The organism is Streptomyces sp. URMC 127 (assembly GCF_051386535.1).
GTDB lineage: Bacteria > Actinomycetota > Actinomycetes > Streptomycetales > Streptomycetaceae > Streptomyces.
The window spans coordinates 51903-71070 of sequence record NZ_JBPQTW010000005.1 but is presented as its reverse complement, the minus strand read 5'-3'; the positions used below and the strand labels follow the sequence as shown (position 1 = coordinate 71070).

At 71.0% G+C, this 19168-nt stretch carries 20 protein-coding genes; 2 read left to right on the top strand and 18 right to left on the bottom strand.

Annotation, left to right across the window (positions count from 1 at the left end):
* From ACSNOH_RS02875 to ACSNOH_RS02825, 11 genes are all read right to left on the bottom strand, one after another.
* A complete protein-coding gene (locus ACSNOH_RS02875; protein WP_436719550.1) occupies positions 1-891 on the bottom strand; it encodes a diacylglycerol kinase in 891 nt (296 codons plus the stop codon).
* Positions 892-972: 81 nt separating this feature from the next.
* The gene (gene tatC / locus ACSNOH_RS02870) at positions 973-1863 is read right to left on the bottom strand and encodes a twin-arginine translocase subunit TatC (protein ID WP_436719583.1); all 891 of its coding nucleotides are present in this window, start codon (positions 1861-1863) and stop codon (positions 973-975) included.
* A gap of 155 nt (positions 1864-2018) precedes the next feature.
* Positions 2019-2300 (bottom strand): Sec-independent protein translocase subunit TatA, encoded by a 282-nt coding sequence (tatA, locus tag ACSNOH_RS02865; protein ID WP_436719549.1) that lies wholly within the window; start codon positions 2298-2300, stop codon positions 2019-2021.
* Positions 2301-2530: 230 nt separating this feature from the next.
* On the bottom strand, positions 2531-2746 hold the full coding sequence (locus ACSNOH_RS02860) for a hypothetical protein (RefSeq protein ID WP_436719548.1): 216 nt from the start codon (positions 2744-2746) through the stop codon (positions 2531-2533).
* Positions 2747-2820: 74 nt separating this feature from the next.
* A complete protein-coding gene (locus ACSNOH_RS02855; RefSeq protein WP_436719547.1) occupies positions 2821-3060 on the bottom strand; it encodes a hypothetical protein in 240 nt (79 codons plus the stop codon).
* A gap of 11 nt (positions 3061-3071) precedes the next feature.
* Entirely contained in the window at positions 3072-4034 is a 963-nt protein-coding gene (locus ACSNOH_RS02850) for a helix-turn-helix transcriptional regulator (RefSeq protein WP_436719546.1), read from the bottom strand.
* A gap of 121 nt (positions 4035-4155) precedes the next feature.
* Positions 4156-5169: a helix-turn-helix transcriptional regulator gene (locus ACSNOH_RS02845; RefSeq protein WP_436719545.1), complete on the bottom strand. Its 1014-nt coding sequence runs from the start codon at positions 5167-5169 to the stop codon at positions 4156-4158.
* A 118-nt stretch (positions 5170-5287) separates the two neighbouring features.
* Positions 5288-5662, bottom strand: coding sequence for an FKBP-type peptidyl-prolyl cis-trans isomerase (locus ACSNOH_RS02840; protein WP_436719544.1), 375 nt, complete (start codon positions 5660-5662; stop codon positions 5288-5290).
* A 64-nt stretch (positions 5663-5726) separates the two neighbouring features.
* Entirely contained in the window at positions 5727-6710 is a 984-nt protein-coding gene (locus ACSNOH_RS02835; protein ID WP_436719543.1) for an FKBP-type peptidyl-prolyl cis-trans isomerase, read from the bottom strand.
* A gap of 137 nt (positions 6711-6847) precedes the next feature.
* Positions 6848-8209, bottom strand: a complete 1362-nt coding sequence (pafA, locus tag ACSNOH_RS02830) for a Pup--protein ligase (protein ID WP_436719542.1) — start codon at positions 8207-8209, stop codon at positions 6848-6850.
* 9 nt (positions 8210-8218) lie between these two features.
* Complete coding sequence (locus ACSNOH_RS02825; RefSeq protein ID WP_436719541.1) at positions 8219-9532, bottom strand: MFS transporter; 1314 nt, start codon at positions 9530-9532, stop codon at positions 8219-8221.
* Positions 9533-9654: 122 nt separating this feature from the next.
* On the opposite strand from ACSNOH_RS02825, the gene ACSNOH_RS02820 reads away from it, so the two are divergent.
* Positions 9655-10725 (top strand): LacI family DNA-binding transcriptional regulator, encoded by a 1071-nt coding sequence (locus ACSNOH_RS02820; protein ID WP_436719540.1) that lies wholly within the window; start codon positions 9655-9657, stop codon positions 10723-10725.
* 104 nt (positions 10726-10829) lie between these two features.
* On the opposite strand, the gene prcA is transcribed toward ACSNOH_RS02820, so the two are convergent.
* The 5 genes from prcA to arc form a co-directional block, all read right to left on the bottom strand.
* Positions 10830-11609 (bottom strand): proteasome subunit alpha, encoded by a 780-nt coding sequence (gene prcA / locus ACSNOH_RS02815; RefSeq protein WP_436719539.1) that lies wholly within the window; start codon positions 11607-11609, stop codon positions 10830-10832.
* A 48-nt stretch (positions 11610-11657) separates the two neighbouring features.
* A complete protein-coding gene (gene prcB / locus ACSNOH_RS02810; protein ID WP_436719538.1) occupies positions 11658-12503 on the bottom strand; it encodes a proteasome subunit beta in 846 nt (281 codons plus the stop codon).
* Between the two features lie 141 nt (positions 12504-12644).
* Positions 12645-12863 carry a ubiquitin-like protein Pup gene (locus ACSNOH_RS02805; RefSeq protein ID WP_058045164.1) on the bottom strand — a complete coding sequence of 73 codons (219 nt, stop codon included), beginning with the start codon at positions 12861-12863 and terminating at the stop codon, positions 12645-12647.
* A gap of 174 nt (positions 12864-13037) precedes the next feature.
* On the bottom strand, positions 13038-14549 hold the full coding sequence (gene dop, locus ACSNOH_RS02800) for a depupylase/deamidase Dop (RefSeq protein ID WP_436719537.1): 1512 nt from the start codon (positions 14547-14549) through the stop codon (positions 13038-13040).
* A gap of 406 nt (positions 14550-14955) precedes the next feature.
* Complete coding sequence (arc, locus tag ACSNOH_RS02795; protein WP_436719536.1) at positions 14956-16722, bottom strand: proteasome ATPase; 1767 nt, start codon at positions 16720-16722, stop codon at positions 14956-14958.
* Positions 16723-16965: 243 nt separating this feature from the next.
* Between arc and ACSNOH_RS02790 the strand changes: the two genes are divergently transcribed.
* On the top strand, positions 16966-17322 hold the full coding sequence (locus ACSNOH_RS02790) for a ferredoxin (protein WP_436719535.1): 357 nt from the start codon (positions 16966-16968) through the stop codon (positions 17320-17322).
* 4 nt (positions 17323-17326) lie between these two features.
* On the opposite strand, the gene ACSNOH_RS02785 is transcribed toward ACSNOH_RS02790, so the two are convergent.
* Positions 17327-17851, bottom strand: a complete 525-nt coding sequence (locus ACSNOH_RS02785) for a hypothetical protein (protein WP_436719534.1) — start codon at positions 17849-17851, stop codon at positions 17327-17329.
* A 347-nt stretch (positions 17852-18198) separates the two neighbouring features.
* On the bottom strand, positions 18199-19086 hold the full coding sequence (locus ACSNOH_RS02780) for a tRNA (adenine-N1)-methyltransferase (protein WP_106677765.1): 888 nt from the start codon (positions 19084-19086) through the stop codon (positions 18199-18201).
* Positions 19087-19168 lie beyond the last annotated feature (82 nt).

The window sequence follows — 19168 nt, the reverse complement described above, 5'->3', positions numbered from 1 at the left end:
TTATGGTGCCAGCAGCCGCACGGCCCCCGGCACGGTCTCGGCGGTCAGCGGCAGCGAGCCGAGCGGCTCGCCGTCGGCGTAGCCGGTGGTCCCCGGGGCGCTCAGGGTGATCTTCGCGGCGCGGTGCACGGTGACGGCGGGGTGGCCGAGGTGGGTGCCGCGGTAGACCTTCGGGAAGACCTTCAGGAGGGTCGCGCGGCTGCAGGGGCCGACGACCGTGACGTCGAAGAGCCCGTCGTCCATGCGGGCGTCCGCGCATATCCGCATGCCGCCGCCGTAGGAGGAGCTGTTGCCGATGGCGACGAGGGTGGCCTCGGTCTCCAGCTCCGGCCCGTCGTCCAGCCGGATCCGGTACGGGACGGGCCGCAGCGCCGCGAGCTCGGCGAGCATCGCCAGGTCGTAACGGAGCCGGCCCGCGGGGAAGCGCATCCGGTTGCCGCGGTCGTTGACGCGCGAGTCGAAGCCGGAGGCGAGGACCGTCGCGAAGTACGTCCCGCCGGCCCGGCCGGCGTCCACCGGGCGGCCGCCGTCGCCCTTGAGGGCCGCGGCGATGACCCGGCCGGCCGCGGCGGGGTCCCGCACGGGCAGGCCCGCGGCACGGGCGAAGTCGTTCCCGGTGCCGACGGCGACCACGCCGAGCGGGACGGGAGTGCCGGCGACGGCCTGGAGGGCGAGCGAGGTCATGCCGTCGCCGCCGACGGCGATCAGGGCGCCGGTGCCGCCGGCCACGGCCTCGCGGGCCCGGCGCAGGGCGTCGGCGGCGTCCGTGCCGAGGACGGTGCGGACGGAGAACCCGGCGGCGCGCAGCGCCCGGGCGGCCGGCTGGGCGGCGCTCGCCCCGCGCCCGCGGCCCGCGGCCGGGTTGACGAAGAGCGTGATGTCGCTGGTCACCCGCCGGACCCTATCGGGTGGGAACGTGCCGCGGGGCGGTCGTCAGGATGCGGCGCCCCGGTGCGGGCGCTCCGTCCCCGGTCAGGTCACGTCGTCGTAGCCGCCCCGGGCGGCGTGCTCGCGGGTCTCCTCGGACCGCTCGCGCAGGGCCGGCATCGGCTCGGAGTCACCGAGGGACTGCGGCGTGAGGTCGAGCGGTGCGGCCTCGTCGTCCGCCAGCAGACGGTCGGGGTTGCTGCGCTCGCGGCGCTTGTCGTTGAGCAGCGAGAACCCGATCGCGCCGAAGTACAGGATGATGATCGGCACGGCCAGGATGCACATGCCGAACGGGTCGGTGCTGGGGGTGGCCACGGCACCGAAGACGAAGGTGCCCATGACGACGCCGCGCCACCACTTGATCATGGTCTTTCCCGTGACCATGCCGGCGATGTTCATCATCACCAGGAGCAGGGGCAGCTCGAAGGCGAGGCCGAAGACGAGGATCATCCGGACCGTGAAGTCGAGGATGTCGTCGAGGTTGAGGGTGTTGGCCGCGGAGTCGGGTGTGATCTTCAGCAGCACCCGCATGCTCATCGGCATGATCTCGTAGGCCAGCCAGGCGCCCGCGACGAAGAGCGGGGCCGCCGTCGCCACGAAGGCGATCGTGTACTTCTTCTCGTTCTTGTGCAGGCCGGGGGCGAGGAACGCCCACAGCTGGTAGAGCCAGATCGGCGAGGAGATCGTCACACCGGCCAGGAGGCAGATCTTGACGATCGTGGTGAACGGCGACGACAGGCTGTTGAAGACGACGACGGCGCAGTTGCCGCCGTGGCTCTGGGCGAGGTCGCGCCCGGGACACTTGGGCACGGGGCTCGAGAGGAAGTCCGTGAGCTGCTTCTGGTAGAAGGCCGCGACGATCGCGACCACGACGATCGCGAGGACCGCCTTGGCCAGCCGGTTGCGCAGCTCACGGAGGTGCTCCGCGAGCGGCATCCGCCCCTCGGGGTCCTTCTCCTTCTTGCGGGCAGACTTGGGCAACCCACGTCCCTATCTCGTGCGGCAGACGGACACCGCGGGGGCGGCCGCCTCGATCGTCCCTGAAAAAGCCGGTAAAGCCGGTAAAGCCGGAAAGGCTGGAAGAGCGGTGCTCAGTGCTGCGTCGTGCGGTCGCTCGGCTCGGTGACCGGACGCGCACCGGCGACGTCGCCGGGAGCCGCCTTGATCGTACGGGGGGTCTGGGCGGCGGGCGGGTCGGCCGGGGCGGAGGCGTTGTCCTGGCCCTCCGACTTCATGGCCTTGGCCTCGCTCTTGAGGATGCGGGCGGACTTGCCGAGGGAACGCGCCATGTCCGGGAGCTTCTTCGCACCGAACAGCAGGACGATGACGACGAGAATGAGGATGATCTCGGGGGCGCCGAGCCTACCGAACATTTGCGTTTACCTTCTCACCGAGGCGGCATGGGGTGGGGTACTGCCCGACTGATCGGACATTTGTCCATCAGACGTACGGCAGCGATCGTAACGCGCAGGGGTGAACGCCGGGCAATCCCCGTGCGTACTCCCGAAAAGCGGCCCCCCGCCTCGTCGCCGGGGCCACCGAAACAGCGTACCGTCCGGTCATCGGCCCCAGGAGAGAGCGGGAGCGACGTTGTCAGAACCGCTCATTCCTGGCGCAAAGTCTGCACCGCCTGCGCGCCGGCGGCGGCGAGCGGCCCCGCGGCGCGCTCCAGGTCGTCCGCCGCGCGGCTGATGCGCGCCGAGCTCTCCGCGACCTGTCCGGCCAGCCGCCGCACCTCGGCCAGCACCCGGGCGGCCAGCACCCCGAGGACGGCGATGCCCAGGAAGGCGAGGGCGACGGCGAGCATGGGCCAGAACATGGGGCGAACCTATCGGGACGTCGGAACGACTCAAAACAAATGACTCAAAACAACTGTTAGCCGGAGCGTCTCGCTCAGACCGTCGAGTGCAGCCGCAGCGTCCGCACCCCGCCGCCGGTCAGCAGCTCCACGATCCGCTCCCCCGCCGGCTTGCGGACCGCGGCACCGCAGTCCGGGCAGGTGAAGGAGTAGAAGGTGGTGCGCCGGCTGCCGCCGATCGCCAGCCGCAGCGCGCTCGCGGCCAGCTCGAAGCGGCCCCGGCAGTCCGGGCAGGCCGCCTTGAACATCGCGGCGCCGGGCACCCTCCCGTCCATCGCCTCCACCCTCACTCCCCGTACGCCGCAAGGGCCTCGCGGGCGGCCTCCCGGGCGCTGTCCGCCAGCGCGGCCGGCGAGACGATCCGCCCGTCGCCGCCGAGCCGCAGCGCGAGCCGGCGCAGCGAGGCCGGGTCCGGGGTGCGCAGCGTGATCCGCAGCCCCCCGCCGGGCAGCTCCTCGGCGCTGTCGTGGGGGTAGTACTCGGCGACCCAGCGGCCGCCCGGGCCGGTCTCGATCACGACCTCCGGGTCCTCGGCGGCCGGCTGCACCAGCCCCTCGGAGAGGTCCCGCAGCTCGACCGGCGGCGGATCGGACGGCTCGTCGAGCAGCCTGATTTCGGCCACCCGGTCCAGGCGGAAGGTGCGGCGGGCCTCCGACAGCCGGCACCACGCCTCCATGTACGTGTGGCCGACGACGAACAGCCGGATCGGGTCGACCTCGCGCTCGGTGAGCTCGTCGCGCGCGGGCGAGTAGTACGTGATCCACACGCGGCGGCGCTCGGCGATCGCCCGGTCGACGTCCGCGAAGACGCCGCCCTCGGACTCGAAGGTCACCGACAGCCGGGAGCTCGCCCCGGCCGCCTCGCCCGCGGCGGCCTCGATCTTCGCGGTGGCCCGCACCAGCGCCTGCCGGTCGCTCTCGCGCAGGCCCGGCAGCGTGGCCACGGCGCGCGCGGCCACCAGCAGGGCCGTGGCCTCGTCGGCGGCGAGCCGCAGCGGCTCGCCGGTGCTGCTGCCCGAGGCGTCCGGGTTGTGCCACCAGATGCGGTCGCCGTCGGTGTCGATGTCGAGCAGGTCGCCGCCGCGGAAGCTGGTGCCGCACATGGGCAGCACGTCGAGGTCGCCGATGAGCTCGTCCTCGGTGATCCCGAAGGCCCGCGCCACGTCCGTGACCCGGGCGCCGGGGCGCTCCCGCAGATAGGTGACCAGCGACAACATGCGCCGCGTCTGGTCAATGGCGTTTCCGGCCATCAGAAGTCGGTCCGTTCCTCTCAGCCCTCGCCGGACCCGTAAGGGCCCGTCGTCCGCCTGTCCCCGTATCGGCCTTGTCAGCCCGGCCTTGTCAGCTCGGTCTGTGTCAGCTCGGCCTGTGTCAGCCCTTGGCCACGGCGCGCAGCCGGTCCAGGACCGCGTCCCGCAGCTCGGCCGGCTCCAGCACGACCACGTCCGGGCCGAACTCCACCAGCCACGCGTCCAGCCCGTGCCCGTAGGGGATCTCCAGCTCGTCCCAGCCGTCGCCGAGCTCGCGCGTGCTCGCGGCCCGGGCCCGCAGCGGATAGCCGTGGTCCGCCCGCACCTTGATCCGGGCCGTGCCCGTCGCCGTCTCGCCCGCCCACCGCTCGACGGTCTCGCGGACCGTGACGTGGTCGGGCACCGGCGCCGTGAAGGGAATGCCCCGCGAGCGCACCTTGCCGGTGATCCGGGACAGCCGGAAGACGCGCTCCGCCTTGCGCTCGCGGTCCCAGCCCGCCAGATACCAGTGGCCGCGCCAGCACTCCAGCTGCCACGGCTCGACGTGCCGCTGCTCGGGGCGGGCCGAGTTCGCCTTGCGGTAGTCGAAGACCACCGGGCGCCGGTCGCGCGCCGCGAGCATCAGCGGCTCGAAGGCCGCCTCGTGGGCCGGGATGCGCGTCTCCAGCGCGCTGTGGCTGCCGTAGAGCTCCTCGGCGAGGGGCATCCCGGCGGCCCGCAGCTTCTGCAGCGCCCCGCTCGCCGCGGCGGCCAGGCGGGCCTGCTGCCAGACGCTGGCCGCCAGGCCCAGGGCGGCGGCCTCCTCGACGTCCAGCGTGATGGGGGGCAGGCGGTTGCTGTCGCGGCGGGCCAGATAGCCGGTCTCGCCGTCGACGCTCTCCACCGTCTCGATGATCAGGCCGAGCTCGCGCAGGTCGTCCTTGTCGCGCTCGAACATGCGGTTGAAGGCGTCATCACTGCCCGTGGCGTTGTCCGGTCCCCCGGCGCCGTCGCCCGAGGCCGCGCCGTTCCCCGGCCCGAACGCCTCAAGGTAGGCCTCGATGGACCCGCGAAGCTCCCGCTTGCTCAGCGGGCGGCGGGTCCCCAGCAGGCACAGCGCCAGGTTCATCAGCCGCTCGGCCTTGGCAATCGCCATCGACGCCCTCTCTACTTGTGCTCTCAACCGCTGACCGTACCGCCCCGGTCTTCCTGCGCAAAAGCCGAGGGTCCATGCCCCTGGAGGACATGGACCCTCGGCTCGCGCCCGGGTGGCGTCAGACCGCGATCAGGTCGCAGACGAAGATCAGCGTCTCGCCCGGGGCGATCACGCCGCCACCGGCGCCGCGCTCGCCGTAGGCGAGGTGGGCGGGGATGACCAGCTTGCGGCGGCCACCGACCTTCATGCCCTGGATGCCCTTGTCCCAGCCCTCGATGACCTGGCCGGCGCCCAGCTTGAACTCCAGCGGCTTGCCGCGGTTCCAGCTCGCGTCGAACTCCTCGCCGGTGGAGAACGCCACGCCCACGTAGTGGACCTTGACGAAGTCGCCGGCCTTGGCGACCGCACCGTCGCCCTCCCAGATCTCGGTGATCTCCAGGTCGGTGGGCGCCGGGCCCTCGGGGAAGTCGATCTCGGGCTTGTCGATGCTCACGAAAGTGCTCCTACGAACGAATCTTGTAGACAACCGTGCAAGTCTGGCAGATACCGGTCGCAGGTCAGACCTTGCCCACGATGTCCACGACGAATACCAGGGTGTTCTTGTCCAGGCCGCTGCCGGCCTGGCCCTCGTAGCCCAGCTTCGGCGGGATCACCAGCTCGACGCGGTCGCCGACGTGCTTGCCGACCAGGCCCTTGTCCCAGCCCTGGACGACCGAGCCGGTGCCGATCTGGAAGCTCGTCGCACCCGAGTGGTCCCAGGAGGAGTCGAACTTCTTGCCGTCCTCCCACTTCACGCCGGTGTACTGGGCGATCAGCCCCTCACCGGCCTTGATCTCCGGACCGGAGCCCTTGATCAGCACCTGCTCCTTGAGCTCCGACGGCGCCTTCGCGTCCTTGGGAATGGTGATCTCCGCGGCCTTCTGCGGCACCACCTTCACCTCGGGCATGCCCTCGTCCGGCTTCGCCTGGTCGCCCTTGACCTCGCTCTTCGGGTCCACCTTCTGACCGCCGGCCACGTCCACGACCCACACCAGGCCGTCCTCCGGGGCCAGGCCGAGCTGCGGGTTGACCTGCTCGCCGATGGTGTCCTTGACCGTGCCCACGACCTCGACGCGGCTGCCGGCCCGCTGGCCGATCACGGCGTCCGCCACCTTCGCGGGCACCTGCTGGCCCGGCTGGCCGGCCGCGAAGACGTCCTGGCGGCGCACGTCCTTGTTGCCCGGGATCTGCCCCTGGCTCGACCAGGAACCGCCCAGCGGCTTGTCGTCCTTCATGCTCTGCACGGCGAAGTCGAGCCGCACGAACGTGCCCTTCTCGACCTTGTCGCCCTTGCCCTCCGACAGCGTCTTGACGCTGAGCTCGTCACCCGCCTTCGAGCCCTTCTCCACGGAGATCTCGGGCTTCTGTCCGAAGTCGCCCTTCACCGAGACCTTCGCCTCGGACGAGCCCTTGTCGTCACCGCCGCACGCGGCGGCGGAGAACAGCAGGGCAGGCACGGCAAGCGCCGCGGCCAGGCGACGCGTGTTCTTCGTGAGGTTCATCAGTCCAACTCGGGCTAGGGGGGCGGCTGAGCAGTGCCCGCCACTCTACGGCCTGAACCTGTGCGATCAACCCCGCCCGACACGACGGTGCACCGGGCCCGCGCCGCCCGGTGCACCCCGCCGCCCGTCCCGCCGGCTCACATCCCGGCGATCAGCTTCTCCACCCGGTCGTCCACCGACCGGAACGGGTCCTTGCACAGCACCGTCCGCTGCGCCTGGTCATTGAGCTTCAGGTGCACCCAGTCGACCGTGAAGTCGCGCCGCTGTTCCTGCGCGCGCCGGATGAAGTCGCCCCGGAGCCGGGCGCGGGTGGTCTGCGGCGGCACGGACTTGCCCTCGAAGATCTTGATGTCGTTGCACACGCGGGCCGCCTTGCCGCGCTTCTCCAGCAGGTAGTACAGCCCGCGGCGGCGGTGGATGTCGTGGTACGCGAGGTCTATCTGCGCCACCCTCGGGTGGGACATCGTGATGTTGTTCTTCGCGCGGTACTGCTCGATGAGCTGGTACTTCATCACCCAGTCGATCTCCGTGGAGATGCGGTCCAGGTCCTCGTCCCGGACGGCCTCCAGGGTGCGGCCCCACAGCTCCAGGACCCGGTCCACCGTGCCCGTGCGGATGCCGCGGCGCTCGCAGAAGTCCACGGCCTTCTCGTAGTACTCCTGCTGGACCTCCAGGGCGGAGGCCTCGCGCCCGCTCGCGAGCCGGACCTTCCGCCGGCCCGTGATGTCGTGGCTCACCTCGCGGATCGCCCGGATCGGATTCTCCAGGGTCAGGTCGCGCATGACCGTGCCCGCCTCGATCATGCGCAGCACCAGGTCCGTCGCGCCGACCTTCAGCAGCATCGTCGTCTCGGACATGTTGGAGTCCCCGACGATGACGTGCAGCCGGCGGTAGCGCTCGGCGTCGGCGTGCGGCTCGTCCCGGGTGTTGATGATCGGGCGGGAACGGGTGGTCGCCGAGCTGACGCCCTCCCAGATGTGCTCCGCGCGCTGGCTGACGCAGTACACCGCGCCCCGCGGGGTCTGCAGGACCTTGCCGGCCCCGCACAGCAGCTGCCGCGTCACCAGGAACGGGATGAGGATGTCCGCAAGACGCGAGAACTCCCCGTGCCGCGCGACGAGGTAGTTCTCGTGGCAGCCGTAGGAGTTCCCGGCGGAGTCGGTGTTGTTCTTGAAGAGGTAGACGTCGCCCGCGATCCCCTCCTCGTGCAGGCGCCGTTCGGCATCGACGAGCAGGCCTTCGAGAATGCGCTCGCCCGCCTTGTCGTGGGTGACCAGCTCGATCACGCTGTCGCACTCCGGCGTTGCGTATTCCGGGTGCGAGCCCACGTCCAGGTAGAGACGCGCTCCGTTGCGCAGGAAGACATTGCTGCTGCGGCCCCAGGAAACGACACGGCGGAAGAGGTAGCGCGCCACTTCGTCAGGCGACAGCCGGCGCTGTCCCCTGAAGGTGCACGTGACGCCGTACTCGTTCTCCAGCCCGAAAATGCGGCGGTCCATGCCTGAACATTACGCCTGATGCCCTGCGCTGAAACCGGGTTCGACCGCACCGTTCCGATCATTTTCCGACCGCGCGACGAGGAGCTCGTCCTCCGACCGGGCCGCGGCGGGCTCGTCCTCAGACCGGGCCACGACGGTCGACGGGGTCGCGGGAGCCCGCAGCCACCGGCGGGCCGCCAGCATGACGACCAGCGCCGCGGCACCGCCGCCCACGGCGACCAGGTACCCCGCCCGCGCACCGCCGTTCTGGACCGCCGGGCCGACCACGCCGGAGCCGATGGCGGCGCCCACGCCGAAGGAGGTCACGAGCCAGGAGAAGGCCTCCGTGACGGTACCGCGCGGCGCGTGCCGGTCCACGACGACGAAGGCACAGGCCAGACAGGGCGCGAGGAAGAGGCCGGCCACACCGGCGAGCACCGTCATCATCACGGTGCCCGGGACCGCCAGCAGCGGCAGGTAGCAGACCGCGAGCCCGGCCACGAGGAGCCGCAGGCGCTGCTCCGGCGTGCCCGGCCACTGGCGGTGACCGTAGACCGTGCCGCCGATGAGGGCGCCCACGCCGATCGCCGAGAGGATGTACCCGGAGATGCCGTCGTTGCCGGCGTCCTTGCCGTAGGCGATCGCCGCCACGGCGATCGAGCCCAGCGCGGTGCCGATGAAGAAGAAGGTGCCGAGGACGACGCGCAGCCCGGGCGAGCGCAGCGCGCCCAGCCAGTGCGCCTCGCGCGGCGCGCTGCGCCACTCCCGCGAGGGCCGGGAGGTGACGACGGCGAGCGCGCCGAGGGCGCCGAGGCCGTTGATCACGAACAGTGCGGCGGCCGGGGACCACAGGGCGACCATGCCCGAGATGATCAGCGGACCGACGACGTACATCAGCTCCTGGGCGACGGCGTCCAGGGAGTACGCGGCGTGGATGCGCTCCTCGCTCTTGAGGACCGCGGGCCACAGCGCCCGCAGGCCGCCCTCCAGCGGCGGGGTGAAGAACCCGGACACCACCATGGCCGCGTACGCTAGGAAGGCCGGCTCGGGGCCGGTGACGGCGAAGACCGCCATGCCGAGCGCGGCCACCAGGGCCGACGGCAGCATGACGCGCGGCTGGCCGTACAGGTCGACGGCCCGGCCCAGCAGGGGCTGGCCGACGGCGTTCGCCACGCCGTAGACGGCCGACAGCGCTCCGGCGAACGCGAAGCTGCCGCCCTCCGCGAGGACGAAGAGCGGGATCGCGAGCGCGGCCGTGGCGTTCGGCAGGCGACCCACCAGCGTGCCCGTGAGCAGGCGCGCGGCGTACCGCGTTCGGAGCATCTCGCCGTAGCCGGCCGCCATCGGTGACTTCCTCTCTTCCCCGAGCCTCGGGTTTTACGTATAACTAGAAGCGTCATACGTATCATGGCCGCAGCCCGCGGGTCCAACGCCGCAGGCTGCGGCAGTCAGGGGAGGCACCGACAGTGACCAGCGGCGAAGAGACCGCACCGGGGCGCGCCGAGCGGTGGCCGACGGCCCGCGGCCCGCGCGCCGGGGCCCGCGCCACCAGCCGCGACGTCGCCCGCGCCGCGGGCGTCTCCCAGGCCACGGTCTCCCTCGTCATGGGCGAGAAGTGGCGCGGTCGGGTCTCCGAGCGCACCGCCGAGGCCGTCCGCTCCGCCGCCCGCAGCCTGGGCTACCGCCCCAACCTCGCCGCCCGCGACCTGCGCCTCGGCCGCACCCGTACGGTCCTGCTGGTCGTGCCCGCGCTGACCAACGAGTTCTTCGCCCGGGTGCACACCGGCGTCGTCCGCGTGGCCCGCGAGCACGGCCTCGGCGTCGTCCTCTACCTCTCCCCCGGGGGCACCGGCCCCGCCCGCAACCCGTTCGCCTCCGCCAGCGCCACCCTGGACGGCGTCCTGGCCTCCTCGATGGCCGCCGAGGCCCTCGGCACCATCCGGGGCGGCGGTCTCCCGCTCGTCATGCTCGACAGCGACCCCGGTCACGAGGGCGCCTCCGCCACCGTCAACCCCGACATCGCCGACGGCATGCGCCAGGTCGCCGGGCACCTGCTGGGCCTCGGCCACCGGCGCTTCCTCCACCTGGCCTCGGAGATCGACACCTGGACCTTCCGGGTCCGCGACCGCGCCCTCACCGACGCCCTGTGCGGGACGGCCGGGGTCTCGGTGCGTACGGAGCGGGCGCCCCTCACCGTCGCCGACGGGCTGCGCGCCACCGAGAAGGCGCTCGCCGAGCCCGGCCACCGCCCCACCGCGATCATCTGCGACGACGACGTGCTCGCCGCGGGCGCCTGCAAGGCCGCCCGCAGGCTGGGCCTGCACGTGCCCGCCGACCTCTCCGTCACCGGCTTCACCGACCTGGCCCTCGCCACGGCCGTCGAGCCCGAGCTCACCACCGTCCAGCTGCCGGCCGAGGCGGTCGGCGAGGCCGGGATGCGCGCCCTCGTGGCCGTCCTCGACGGCCGGGCCCCCGTCCCCGAGGCCCTCCCGGTCCGGCTCGTCACCCGCGGCACCACGGCGTACGCCCGCGACTAGCGGGCACGCCGGGGCGGCACCGCCGGGGACGCAGGGACGCGAACGCCGCGCGCCCCGGCGGGAGAACCCGGCGGGGCGCGCGGCGGCGGCGAAGACCAGGGCGGTCAGCTCTCGGAAGGAGCCTCTCCGCCCTCCTCCGCAGCGGCCTCCGGCTCGGCGGCCGGCTCGCCGGCGGTGCCGGGCGTGCCCTCCTCCAGCAGCCGCGACAGCTGCCGGCCGAGCAGCCGCTTGAACTTCCGCTGCTGCGGCCGCGTACGGTCCAGGACCGCGACCTCCAGCTGCTCCGCGGTCAGCGTCCGCTCGCCGCCGTTGTTGTCCCGGGTGAGGGACTCCACGGCGAGCTTCAGCGCCTCGGAGAGCGTCATGCCGTCGCGGTGCCGCTGGTCGAGGTAATTGCTGATCTGATCGGCATTGCCACCGACCGCGACCGAACCGTGCTCATCCACGATCGAGCCGTCATGGGGCAGCCGGTAAATCTGGTCGTCCTCGGGGCCGGCGCCGACCTCGGCGACGATCAGCTCCACCTCGTACGGCTTCTCGCCGGCGCTGGAGAAGATCGTGCCCAGCGTCTGGGCATAGACATTGGCCAGGCCACGGGCCGTGACATCGTCCCGGTCATAGGTGTAACCCCGCAGATCGGCGTAGCGCACGCCACCGATCCGCAGATTTTCGAATTCGTTGTACTTCCCGACCGCGGCGAACGCGATCCGGTCATAGATTTCGCTGACCTTGTGCAGGGCCCGGGACGGGTTCTCGGCAACGAAGACAACGCCATCGGTGTACTGGAGCACCACGACACTGCGGCCGCGCGCGATGCCCTTGCGGGCGTACTCGGCGCGGTCGGCCATGGCCTGCTGAGGTGATACGTAGAACGGCGTCGACACCGGTTATCCGTCCCTTTCTGTCATGGAGGGGTTCATGGCCGGGGCCCTTTAGAGAAGGGCGGCCCGCGGGCCGTCCGGCTCCTCGAGCCGCCGCTCGTGGATCGCCCGGACGATCTCGGAGCACTGCGCCTCGGTGAGCTTGCGGAATCCCTCGTCGGTGATGACGGTGACGATCGGATAGATGCGCCGCGCGAGGTCCGGCCCGCCGGTCGCGGAGTCGTCGTCGGCGGCGTCGTAGAGCGCCTGGACGACCAGCGTGGCGGCCTGACTCTCCGTCAAATCCTCGCGGTAGAGCTTCTTCAGCGAGCCCCGGGCGAAGAGCGAGCCCGACCCCGTGGCCGCGAAGCCGTGCTCCTCGGAACGCCCGCCGGTCACGTCGTAGGAGAAGATCCGCCCCTTCTGGCGGTCCACGTCCCAGCCGGCGAACAGCGGCACCACGGCCAGGCCCTGCATGGCCATGCCGAGGTTGCTGCGGATCATCGTCGACAGCCGGTTCGCCTTGCCCTCCAGCGAGAGCTGGACCCCCTCGACCTTCTCGAAGTGCTCCAGCTCGAGCTGGAAGAGCTTGACCATCTCCACGGCCAGGCCGGCCGTGCCGGCGATGCCGACCGCCGAGTACTCGTCGGCCGGGAAGACCTTCTCGATGTCCCGCTGGGCGATGACGTTGCCCATCGTCGCCCGGCGGTCACCGGCCAGCACCACACCGCCGGGGAACGAGGCCGCGACGATGGTCGTCCCATGGGGGATCTCGATCGCGCCCTGCACCGGCGGCAGCGCCCGGTTGCCCGGGAGCAGCTCCGGCGAGTGCGCGGCGAGGAAGTCCATGAACGACGAGGAACCGGGTGTCAGGAAGGCAGCCGGCAGACGCCCGGTGCTACGAGTGTTGGCTTCCACACGTTTCCTTCCACGTATGCAGCGGCGCGCCCCATGACGTCCGCTCGATCCTTGAACCACCCCGGGGCCGCGTCGGAACCGGGGCGCAGTACGCCAGGGACCTTACCGGTCCCATGATCGTGACCCACAGGCGGCGGACGCCTACTCCCCGCCCTTTTGGACAAACGATCGAACGAAGTCCTCGGCGTTCTCCTCGAGCACGTCGTCGATCTCATCCAGCACGGAGTCGACGTCGTCCGACAGCTTCTCCTGCCGTTCCTTGAGGTCCTCCGAGACCTGCGCGTCCTGCGCCTGCTCCTCGACGTCCTCGGTGGATCGCGTGGCCTTCTGCTGACCGCCGCCGGTGTCCTTGGTCGCCATATCCCTCACCCCGCTCGGTTCGACGTACAAGATCGGACGTGCACAGTCGTACTCGGCCGTAGCCGGCCCTGCATGATCAGACCCTATAACCCGGGTCCGGCCTCGGACCCGCACTTGCTACAACGTCCCGGAACCACCGTGATGATTCCCTGAACGCCCTCCTCTCAGACCTGCTCAGCCCCCGGAGAGCACCCGGACCAGCTCCTCCGCGGTGCGGCAGCGGTCCAGGAGCTCCTTGACGTGGTTGCGCGTGCCGCGCAGCGGCTCCAGGGTGGGCACCCGCTGCAGGGAGTCACGGCCCGGGAGGTCGAAGATCACCGAGTCCCAGGAGGCCGCGGCGACGTCGTCCGCGTACTGCTCCAGGCAGCGGCCGCGGAAGTAGGCCCGGGTGTCCTCGGGCGGGACCGTGCGGGCGCGCTCGACCTCGGTCTCGGCCAGCAGCCGCTTCATCCGGCCGCGGGCCGCCAGACGGTTGTACAGCCCCTTCTCGGGCCGCACGTCCGCGTACTGCAGGTCCACCAGGTGCAGGCGGGCCGCGTCCCAGCCGAGGCCGTCGCGGCGGCGGTAGCCCTCCAGGAGCTCCCGCTTGGCCACCCAGTCCAGCTCGCCGGCCAGGCTCATCGGGTCGTGCTCCAGCCGGTTCAGCACGTCCTCCCAGCGGTCCAGGACGTCCTTGGTCTGCTCGTCCGCATCCGCGCCGAAGCGGTTCTCGACGTACTTGCGGGCCAGCTCGCAGTACTCCATCTGCAGCTGCACGGCGGTGAGCGTGCGGCCGCTGCGCAGCGTGACGAGGCGCTGCAGCCCGGGGTCGTGGCTGATCTGGTGGAGCGTGCGGACGGGCTGGTCGACGGCCAGGTCGGAGACGATGAAGCGGTCCTCGATCATGGACAGGACCAGCGCGGTGGTGCCCAGCTTGAGGTAGGTGGAGATCTCCGAGAGGTTGGCGTCGCCGATGATCACATGGAGCCGGCGGTACTTCTCGGCGTCGGCGTGCGGCTCGTCGCGGGTGTTGATGATCGGCCGCTTGAGGGTGGTCTCCAGGCCCACCTCGACCTCGAAGTAGTCGGCGCGCTGGCTGAGCTGGAAGCCGTGCTCGTGACCGTCCTGCCCGATGCCGACCCGGCCGGCGCCGGTGACGACCTGGCGGGAGACGAAGAAGGGCGTCAGGTGGCGCACGATGTCCGAGAAGGGGGTCTCCCGCTTCATCAGGTAGTTCTCGTGCGTGCCGTAGGAGGCGCCCTTGTTGTCGGTGTTGTTCTTGTAGAGGTGGATCGGCTGGGCTCCGGGCAGCTGGGCGGCGCGCTCGGCGGCCTCGGCCATGATCCGCTCCCCGGCCTTGTCCCACAGGACGGCGTCGCGGGGATTGGTGATCTCCGGGGAGCTGTACTCGGGGTGGGCGTGGTCGACGTAGAGTCGCGCGCCGTTGGTCAGGATGACGTTGGCGAGGCCGATGTCCTCGTCGGTGAGCTGGCTGGAGTCCGCGGCTTCGCGGGCGAGGTCGAAGCCCCGGGCGTCCCGCAGCGGGTTCTCCTCCTCGAAGTCCCAGCGGGCGCGTCGCGCCCGGTGCATCGCCGCGGCGTAGGCGTTGACGATCTGGGACGAGGTGAGCATGGCATTGGCGTTCGGGTGACCGGGGACGGAGATCCCGTACTCCGTCTCGATGCCCATTACTCGCCGTACGGTCATGCGGCCCTCCTTGCCCGGCGGCGCCCCCTGGTGGGGTCGGCGCTCAAGTACCGCTGCGCATCCGGTCCGTGTCCGGCCCTTGGTCCCCCGGCGCGCGCTGCGGCGGTATCGAAGAGCCTAGAACGGCTTTGCGGCGGTGGGGAGATCATTACAGTCATTGCTCCGCTTCGTGGCGTACCCGGGCCATGGACGCTCCCCGTGGCGCGATCCGGGCGGGAAAACGGGTGGGAAACCTTCGGAAGAGCGCTCGGGACGGCGGATAAGCGGCGGATAAGCGGCAGATAGGCGGCGTATATGCGGCGGAAAAGCGACAGGAAAGCGGCGGGAAAAACGCGTCCGGCCGCGGTTGTCCCGGGGTGTGCCCCCGCCTGAGCGGGGGCGGGACATCCGCAGCCGGACGACGGTGCTAGAGGTACTGGCCGGTATTGGCCACCGTGTCGATGGAGCGACCGGTGTCGGCACCCTGCTTCCCGGTGACCAGGGTGCGGATGAAGACGATCCGCTCGCCCTTCTTGCCGGAGATCCGGGCCCAGTCGTCCGGGTTGGTGGTGTTGGGCAGGTCCTCGTTCTCCTTGAACTCGTCGACGCAGGCGGCGAGCAGGTGGGAGACGCGCAGGCCCTTCTGGTTGTGGTCGAGGAAGGCCTTGATGGCCATCTTCTTCGCCCGGTCCACGATGTTCTGGATCATGGCGCCGGAGTTGAAGTCCTTGAAGTAGAGGACTTCCTTGTCGCCGTTGGCGTAGGTGACCTCGAGGAAGCGGTTCTCCTCGGACTCGGCGTACATCTGCTCGACGACCGACTGGATCATGCCGGCCACGGCGGCCTTGGAGTCCCCGCCGTGCTCGGCGAGGTCGTCCGCGTGGATGGGCAGGGTCTCGGTCAGGTACTTCGAGAAGATGTCCTTGGCGGCCTCCGCGTCCGGGCGCTCGATTTTGATCTTCACATCGAGGCGGCCGGGGCGCAGGATGGCCGGATCGATCATGTCCTCCCGGTTGGAGGCACCGATCACGATCACGTTCTCCAGGCCCTCCACGCCATCGATCTCGGAGAGGAGCTGGGGGACGATGGTGTTCTCGACGTCCGAGCTTACGCCGGAGCCGCGGGTGCGGAAGAGCGAGTCCATCTCGTCGAAGAAGACGATGACCGGGGTGCCCTCGCTCGCCTTCTCCCGGGCGCGCTGGAAGATCAGCCGGATGTGCCGCTCGGTCTCCCCGACGTACTTGTTGAGGAGCTCGGGGCCCTTGATGTTGAGGAAGAAGCTCTTCCCCGCGGGCTTGCCGGTGACCTCGGCGACCTTCTTGGCAAGGGAGTTGGCGACGGCCTTGGCGATGAGCGTCTTGCCGCAGCCGGGCGGGCCGTAGAGCAGCACGCCCTTCGGCGGCCGCAGTTCGTGCTCCTTGAAGAGGTCGGGGTAGAGGTAGGGGAGCTCGACCGCGTCGCGGATCAGCTCGATCTGGTTTCCCAGGCCGCCGATCTTGGTGTAGTCGATGTCCGGGACCTCTTCGAGGACGAGCTCCTCGACCTCGCTCTTCGGGATGATCTCGTAGACGTAGCCGGAACGGGGTTCCAGGAGCAGGGCGTCTCCGGGGCGGATGGTGGTGTCCAGCAGCGGCTCGGCGAGCCTCACCACCCGCTCCTCGTCGGTGTGCCCGATGACCAGGGCGCGCTCGCCGTCCTCGAGGATCTCCTTGAGGGTGACGATGTCCCCGGCCCGTTCGAACTCCATGGCCTCGACCACGTTGAGCGCCTCGTTGAGCATGACCTCCTGGCCGCGCCTGAGGTCGTCGAGCTCGACGCTGGGGCTGACGTTCACCCGGAGCTTGCGGCCCCCGGTGAAGATGTCGGCCGTGCCGTCGTCGTTGGCCTTGAGGAAGACCCCGAAGCCGGCGGGGGGCTGTGCGAGCCGGTCGACCTCCTCCTTGAGCGCGACGATCTGGTCGCGCGCCTCGCGGAGGGTGTTGGCGAGCCGCTCGTTCTGAGCGGACACCCCGGCCAGGTTGGTCTGGAGCTCGACGATCCGCTCTTCGAGAATCCTCGTGTGACGCGGAGAGTCGGCGAGCTTGCGTCGCAGGACGGCGATCTCCTGCTCGTAATAGGCAACCTGGCTCGCGAGGTCGTCGGACGCTCGTCCCGGCCGGATGCCGCGGTTCATGTCGTCGTCGTGGGCTGCCACGGTCCTCACCTCCTCCAAGGGGAGCTGGACGCTTCCTGACCCTACCTGGGCCGGTGCAGGTTGAAACCCCTAGATCACAAACCCGGTCGGAGTGTGTCCGATCTTCACCCTTGCGCACGTCCCCACAGCAGGGGAATACCCACCCATCAACATCGGAAAGCGGGCGGTTGTATCGTCGAGTCGGTCAACACCCGTCAGGGCTGGCTCCAATTGATTCACGGACGTAGGGAACGGCAGGGCGAGATGACCGTGCAGAACGAGGACCGCGCAGGCACGGCCGGGGCTCAGGTGACCGCGGAGGCGACGAGCCCCGCGGACGCCGCGGAGGCGGCCCTGGAGGTCTGGATCGACCAGGACCTGTGCACGGGTGACGGGATCTGCGCCCAGTACGCCCCTGAGGTCTTCGAGCTGGACATCGACGGCCTGGCCTATGTGAAGAGCGCCGACGACGAGCTGCTGCAGGAGCCGGGCGCGACGACGCCGGTGCCGCTGCCCCTGCTCGCCGATGTCCGGGACTCCGCGAAGGAGTGCCCGGGCGACTGCATTCATGTGCGGCGCATTTCGGACAAGGTGGAGATCTACGGCCCTGACGCCGAGTGACGGTTCACACACTCCCCGCCGCCGGCCGCGGCCGGACGACGAACTTCCCGTTCTTCCAGTGCCATTCGACGGTCCGCTGCATGTCCGGGCAGCAACGCGGCACGCTCGGGGAGGAGTAGCCGACCAGAGTGGCCGAAACGATGCCCTGTGTGACGGCGAGGCCGGTGACGGTCATCTTCTCCCCGGGGTCGACGAGCGTCGCGAGGACGCGCGGCGGCTCGCCGTACGCGGCGGGCTCGGCGAGGAGGTAGACGCCGCTGGGCGGGGTGCCGCCGCCGGCGCGGCAGCGCACGACCGCCACGGTCTCCGGCCTGCCGTCGTGGTCGAGGTCCGAGGTGATCTGCTGGACGACGTCGGGCCCGCCGCCGGGGCCGCAGTCCAGCGGGTAGCGGGCGGCGAGCGGGTCGGGGGCCCGCGTGGCGGCGGCGGGGGCGACGGCCGGGGCGGGAGCCGGGTCCTCGCGGGGGCCGGTGAGGCAGACCGCGGCGATCACGGCGGCCAGGGCCACGGCCGTGACCAGCCAGTGCACGGGCCCGGGAAGGGCGTGCGGGAGGGGCTCGGCGGCCCCAGCAGGTTCAGTGGCGGACTGGGCACGCTCTGGACGAGGACTGCCGGCCGGTGGCTGCACGCGCGCTGACTCCTGTGGCGGTGACGGCGGGGGACGCGGGAGGTGCGGGAGATGCTGAATTGATCAGCATCGTGCCACACCACCGCGTACCGGTGAACAGCGGGCACGCCGGTGGAGGGCCGCCGGAATCCGCGGACCGGAGCCGAGCGGGTGAGCCGAACGAAGAGGCGCCGCCCCCGAGTTCCCCGCGGTGCGGGGTGCCGGAGGCGGCGCCGTGCGTGCACGTGCCGGGCACGCGATGAGCCGGGTCAGCCCTTGTTGGGGCCTTCGTAGTCCTCGCCGTAGGCGCCCTTGGCGGGGCGGCGGCGGCGCATGGGCGGCTCGACGCCGTCCGCCAGGCGGCGGGCGGTGACCAGGAAGCCGGTGTGGCCGATCATGCGGTGGTCCGGCCGGACGGCCAGGCCCTCGACGTGCCAGTTGCGGATCATCGACTCCCACGGCTGCGGCTCGGCGAAGCAGCCGATCTCGCGGATGGACTCGACGGTCCGGGCGAGCTGGGTCGTGGTCGCCACGTAGCAGCAGAGGATGCCGCCGGGGACGAGCGCCTTGGAGACGGCCTCCAGGCACTCCCACGGGGCGAGCATGTCGAGGATGACGCGGTCGACGTCGGTGTCGGACAGGTTGTCCTGCAGGTCGCCGACGGTGAGCTGCCAGGCGGGGTGCGGGCCGCCGAAGTAGCGCTCCACGTTGGCCTGGGCGATCTCGGCGAAGTCCGCGCGGCGCTCGTAGGAGTGCAGCATGCCCTGGTCACCGATGGCGCGCAGCAGGAAGCTGCTCAGGGAGCCGGAGCCCACGCCCGCCTCCACGACGCGCGCGCCGGGGAAGATGTCGGCGAAGGCGAGGATCTGCCCCGCGTCCTTGGGGTAGACCACGGCGGCGCCGCGGGGCATGGACAGGACGTAGTCGGGGAGCAGGGGGCGCAGCGCGAGGTAGGCGACGTTTCCCGTGGTACGGACAACACTGCCTTCGGGGGCGCCGATCAGCTCGTCGTGGGGGAAGGCACCCTTGTGGGTGTGGAACTGCTTCCCGGCTTCGAGCGTGAACGTGTAGTGGCGTCCCTTGGGGTCGGTGAGCTGGACCTGGTCCCCGACCTGGAAGGGCCCGCGACGGCGGGCGGCACCGGTCGGTTCGGACATGTGACCAGCCTACCGGGTGCCCTGCGGGCCGCCGACCACCTGTGGGGCGGGTCCCGCGGGCTGCCGCGCCGCCGTGCGCCGC

What these genes read in the sequence shown, in the direction of transcription:
- tatC (WP_436719583.1), bottom strand. Translation starts at nt 1,863, where the DNA reads ATGCCGCTCGCGGAGCACCTCCGTGAGCTGCGCAACCGGCTGGCCAAG.
- tatA (WP_436719549.1), bottom strand. Translation starts at nt 2,300, where the DNA reads ATGTTCGGTAGGCTCGGCGCCCCCGAGATCATCCTCATTCTCGTCGTC.
- ACSNOH_RS02860 (WP_436719548.1), bottom strand. Translation starts at nt 2,746, where the DNA reads ATGTTCTGGCCCATGCTCGCCGTCGCCCTCGCCTTCCTGGGCATCGCC.
- ACSNOH_RS02855 (WP_436719547.1), bottom strand. Translation starts at nt 3,060, where the DNA reads ATGGACGGGAGGGTGCCCGGCGCCGCGATGTTCAAGGCGGCCTGCCCG.
- ACSNOH_RS02850 (WP_436719546.1), bottom strand. Translation starts at nt 4,034, where the DNA reads ATGGCCGGAAACGCCATTGACCAGACGCGGCGCATGTTGTCGCTGGTC.
- ACSNOH_RS02845 (WP_436719545.1), bottom strand. Translation starts at nt 5,169, where the DNA reads ATGGCGATTGCCAAGGCCGAGCGGCTGATGAACCTGGCGCTGTGCCTG.
- ACSNOH_RS02835 (WP_436719543.1), bottom strand. Translation starts at nt 6,710, where the DNA reads ATGAACCTCACGAAGAACACGCGTCGCCTGGCCGCGGCGCTTGCCGTG.
- pafA (WP_436719542.1), bottom strand. Translation starts at nt 8,209, where the DNA reads ATGGACCGCCGCATTTTCGGGCTGGAGAACGAGTACGGCGTCACGTGC.
- ACSNOH_RS02825 (WP_436719541.1), bottom strand. Translation starts at nt 9,532, where the DNA reads ATGGCGGCCGGCTACGGCGAGATGCTCCGAACGCGGTACGCCGCGCGC.
- ACSNOH_RS02805 (WP_058045164.1), bottom strand. Translation starts at nt 12,863, where the DNA reads ATGGCGACCAAGGACACCGGCGGCGGTCAGCAGAAGGCCACGCGATCC.
- dop (WP_436719537.1), bottom strand. Translation starts at nt 14,549, where the DNA reads ATGACCGTACGGCGAGTAATGGGCATCGAGACGGAGTACGGGATCTCC.
- ACSNOH_RS02790 (WP_436719535.1), top strand. Translation starts at nt 16,966, where the DNA reads ATGACCGTGCAGAACGAGGACCGCGCAGGCACGGCCGGGGCTCAGGTG.
- ACSNOH_RS02780 (WP_106677765.1), bottom strand. Translation starts at nt 19,086, where the DNA reads ATGTCCGAACCGACCGGTGCCGCCCGCCGTCGCGGGCCCTTCCAGGTC.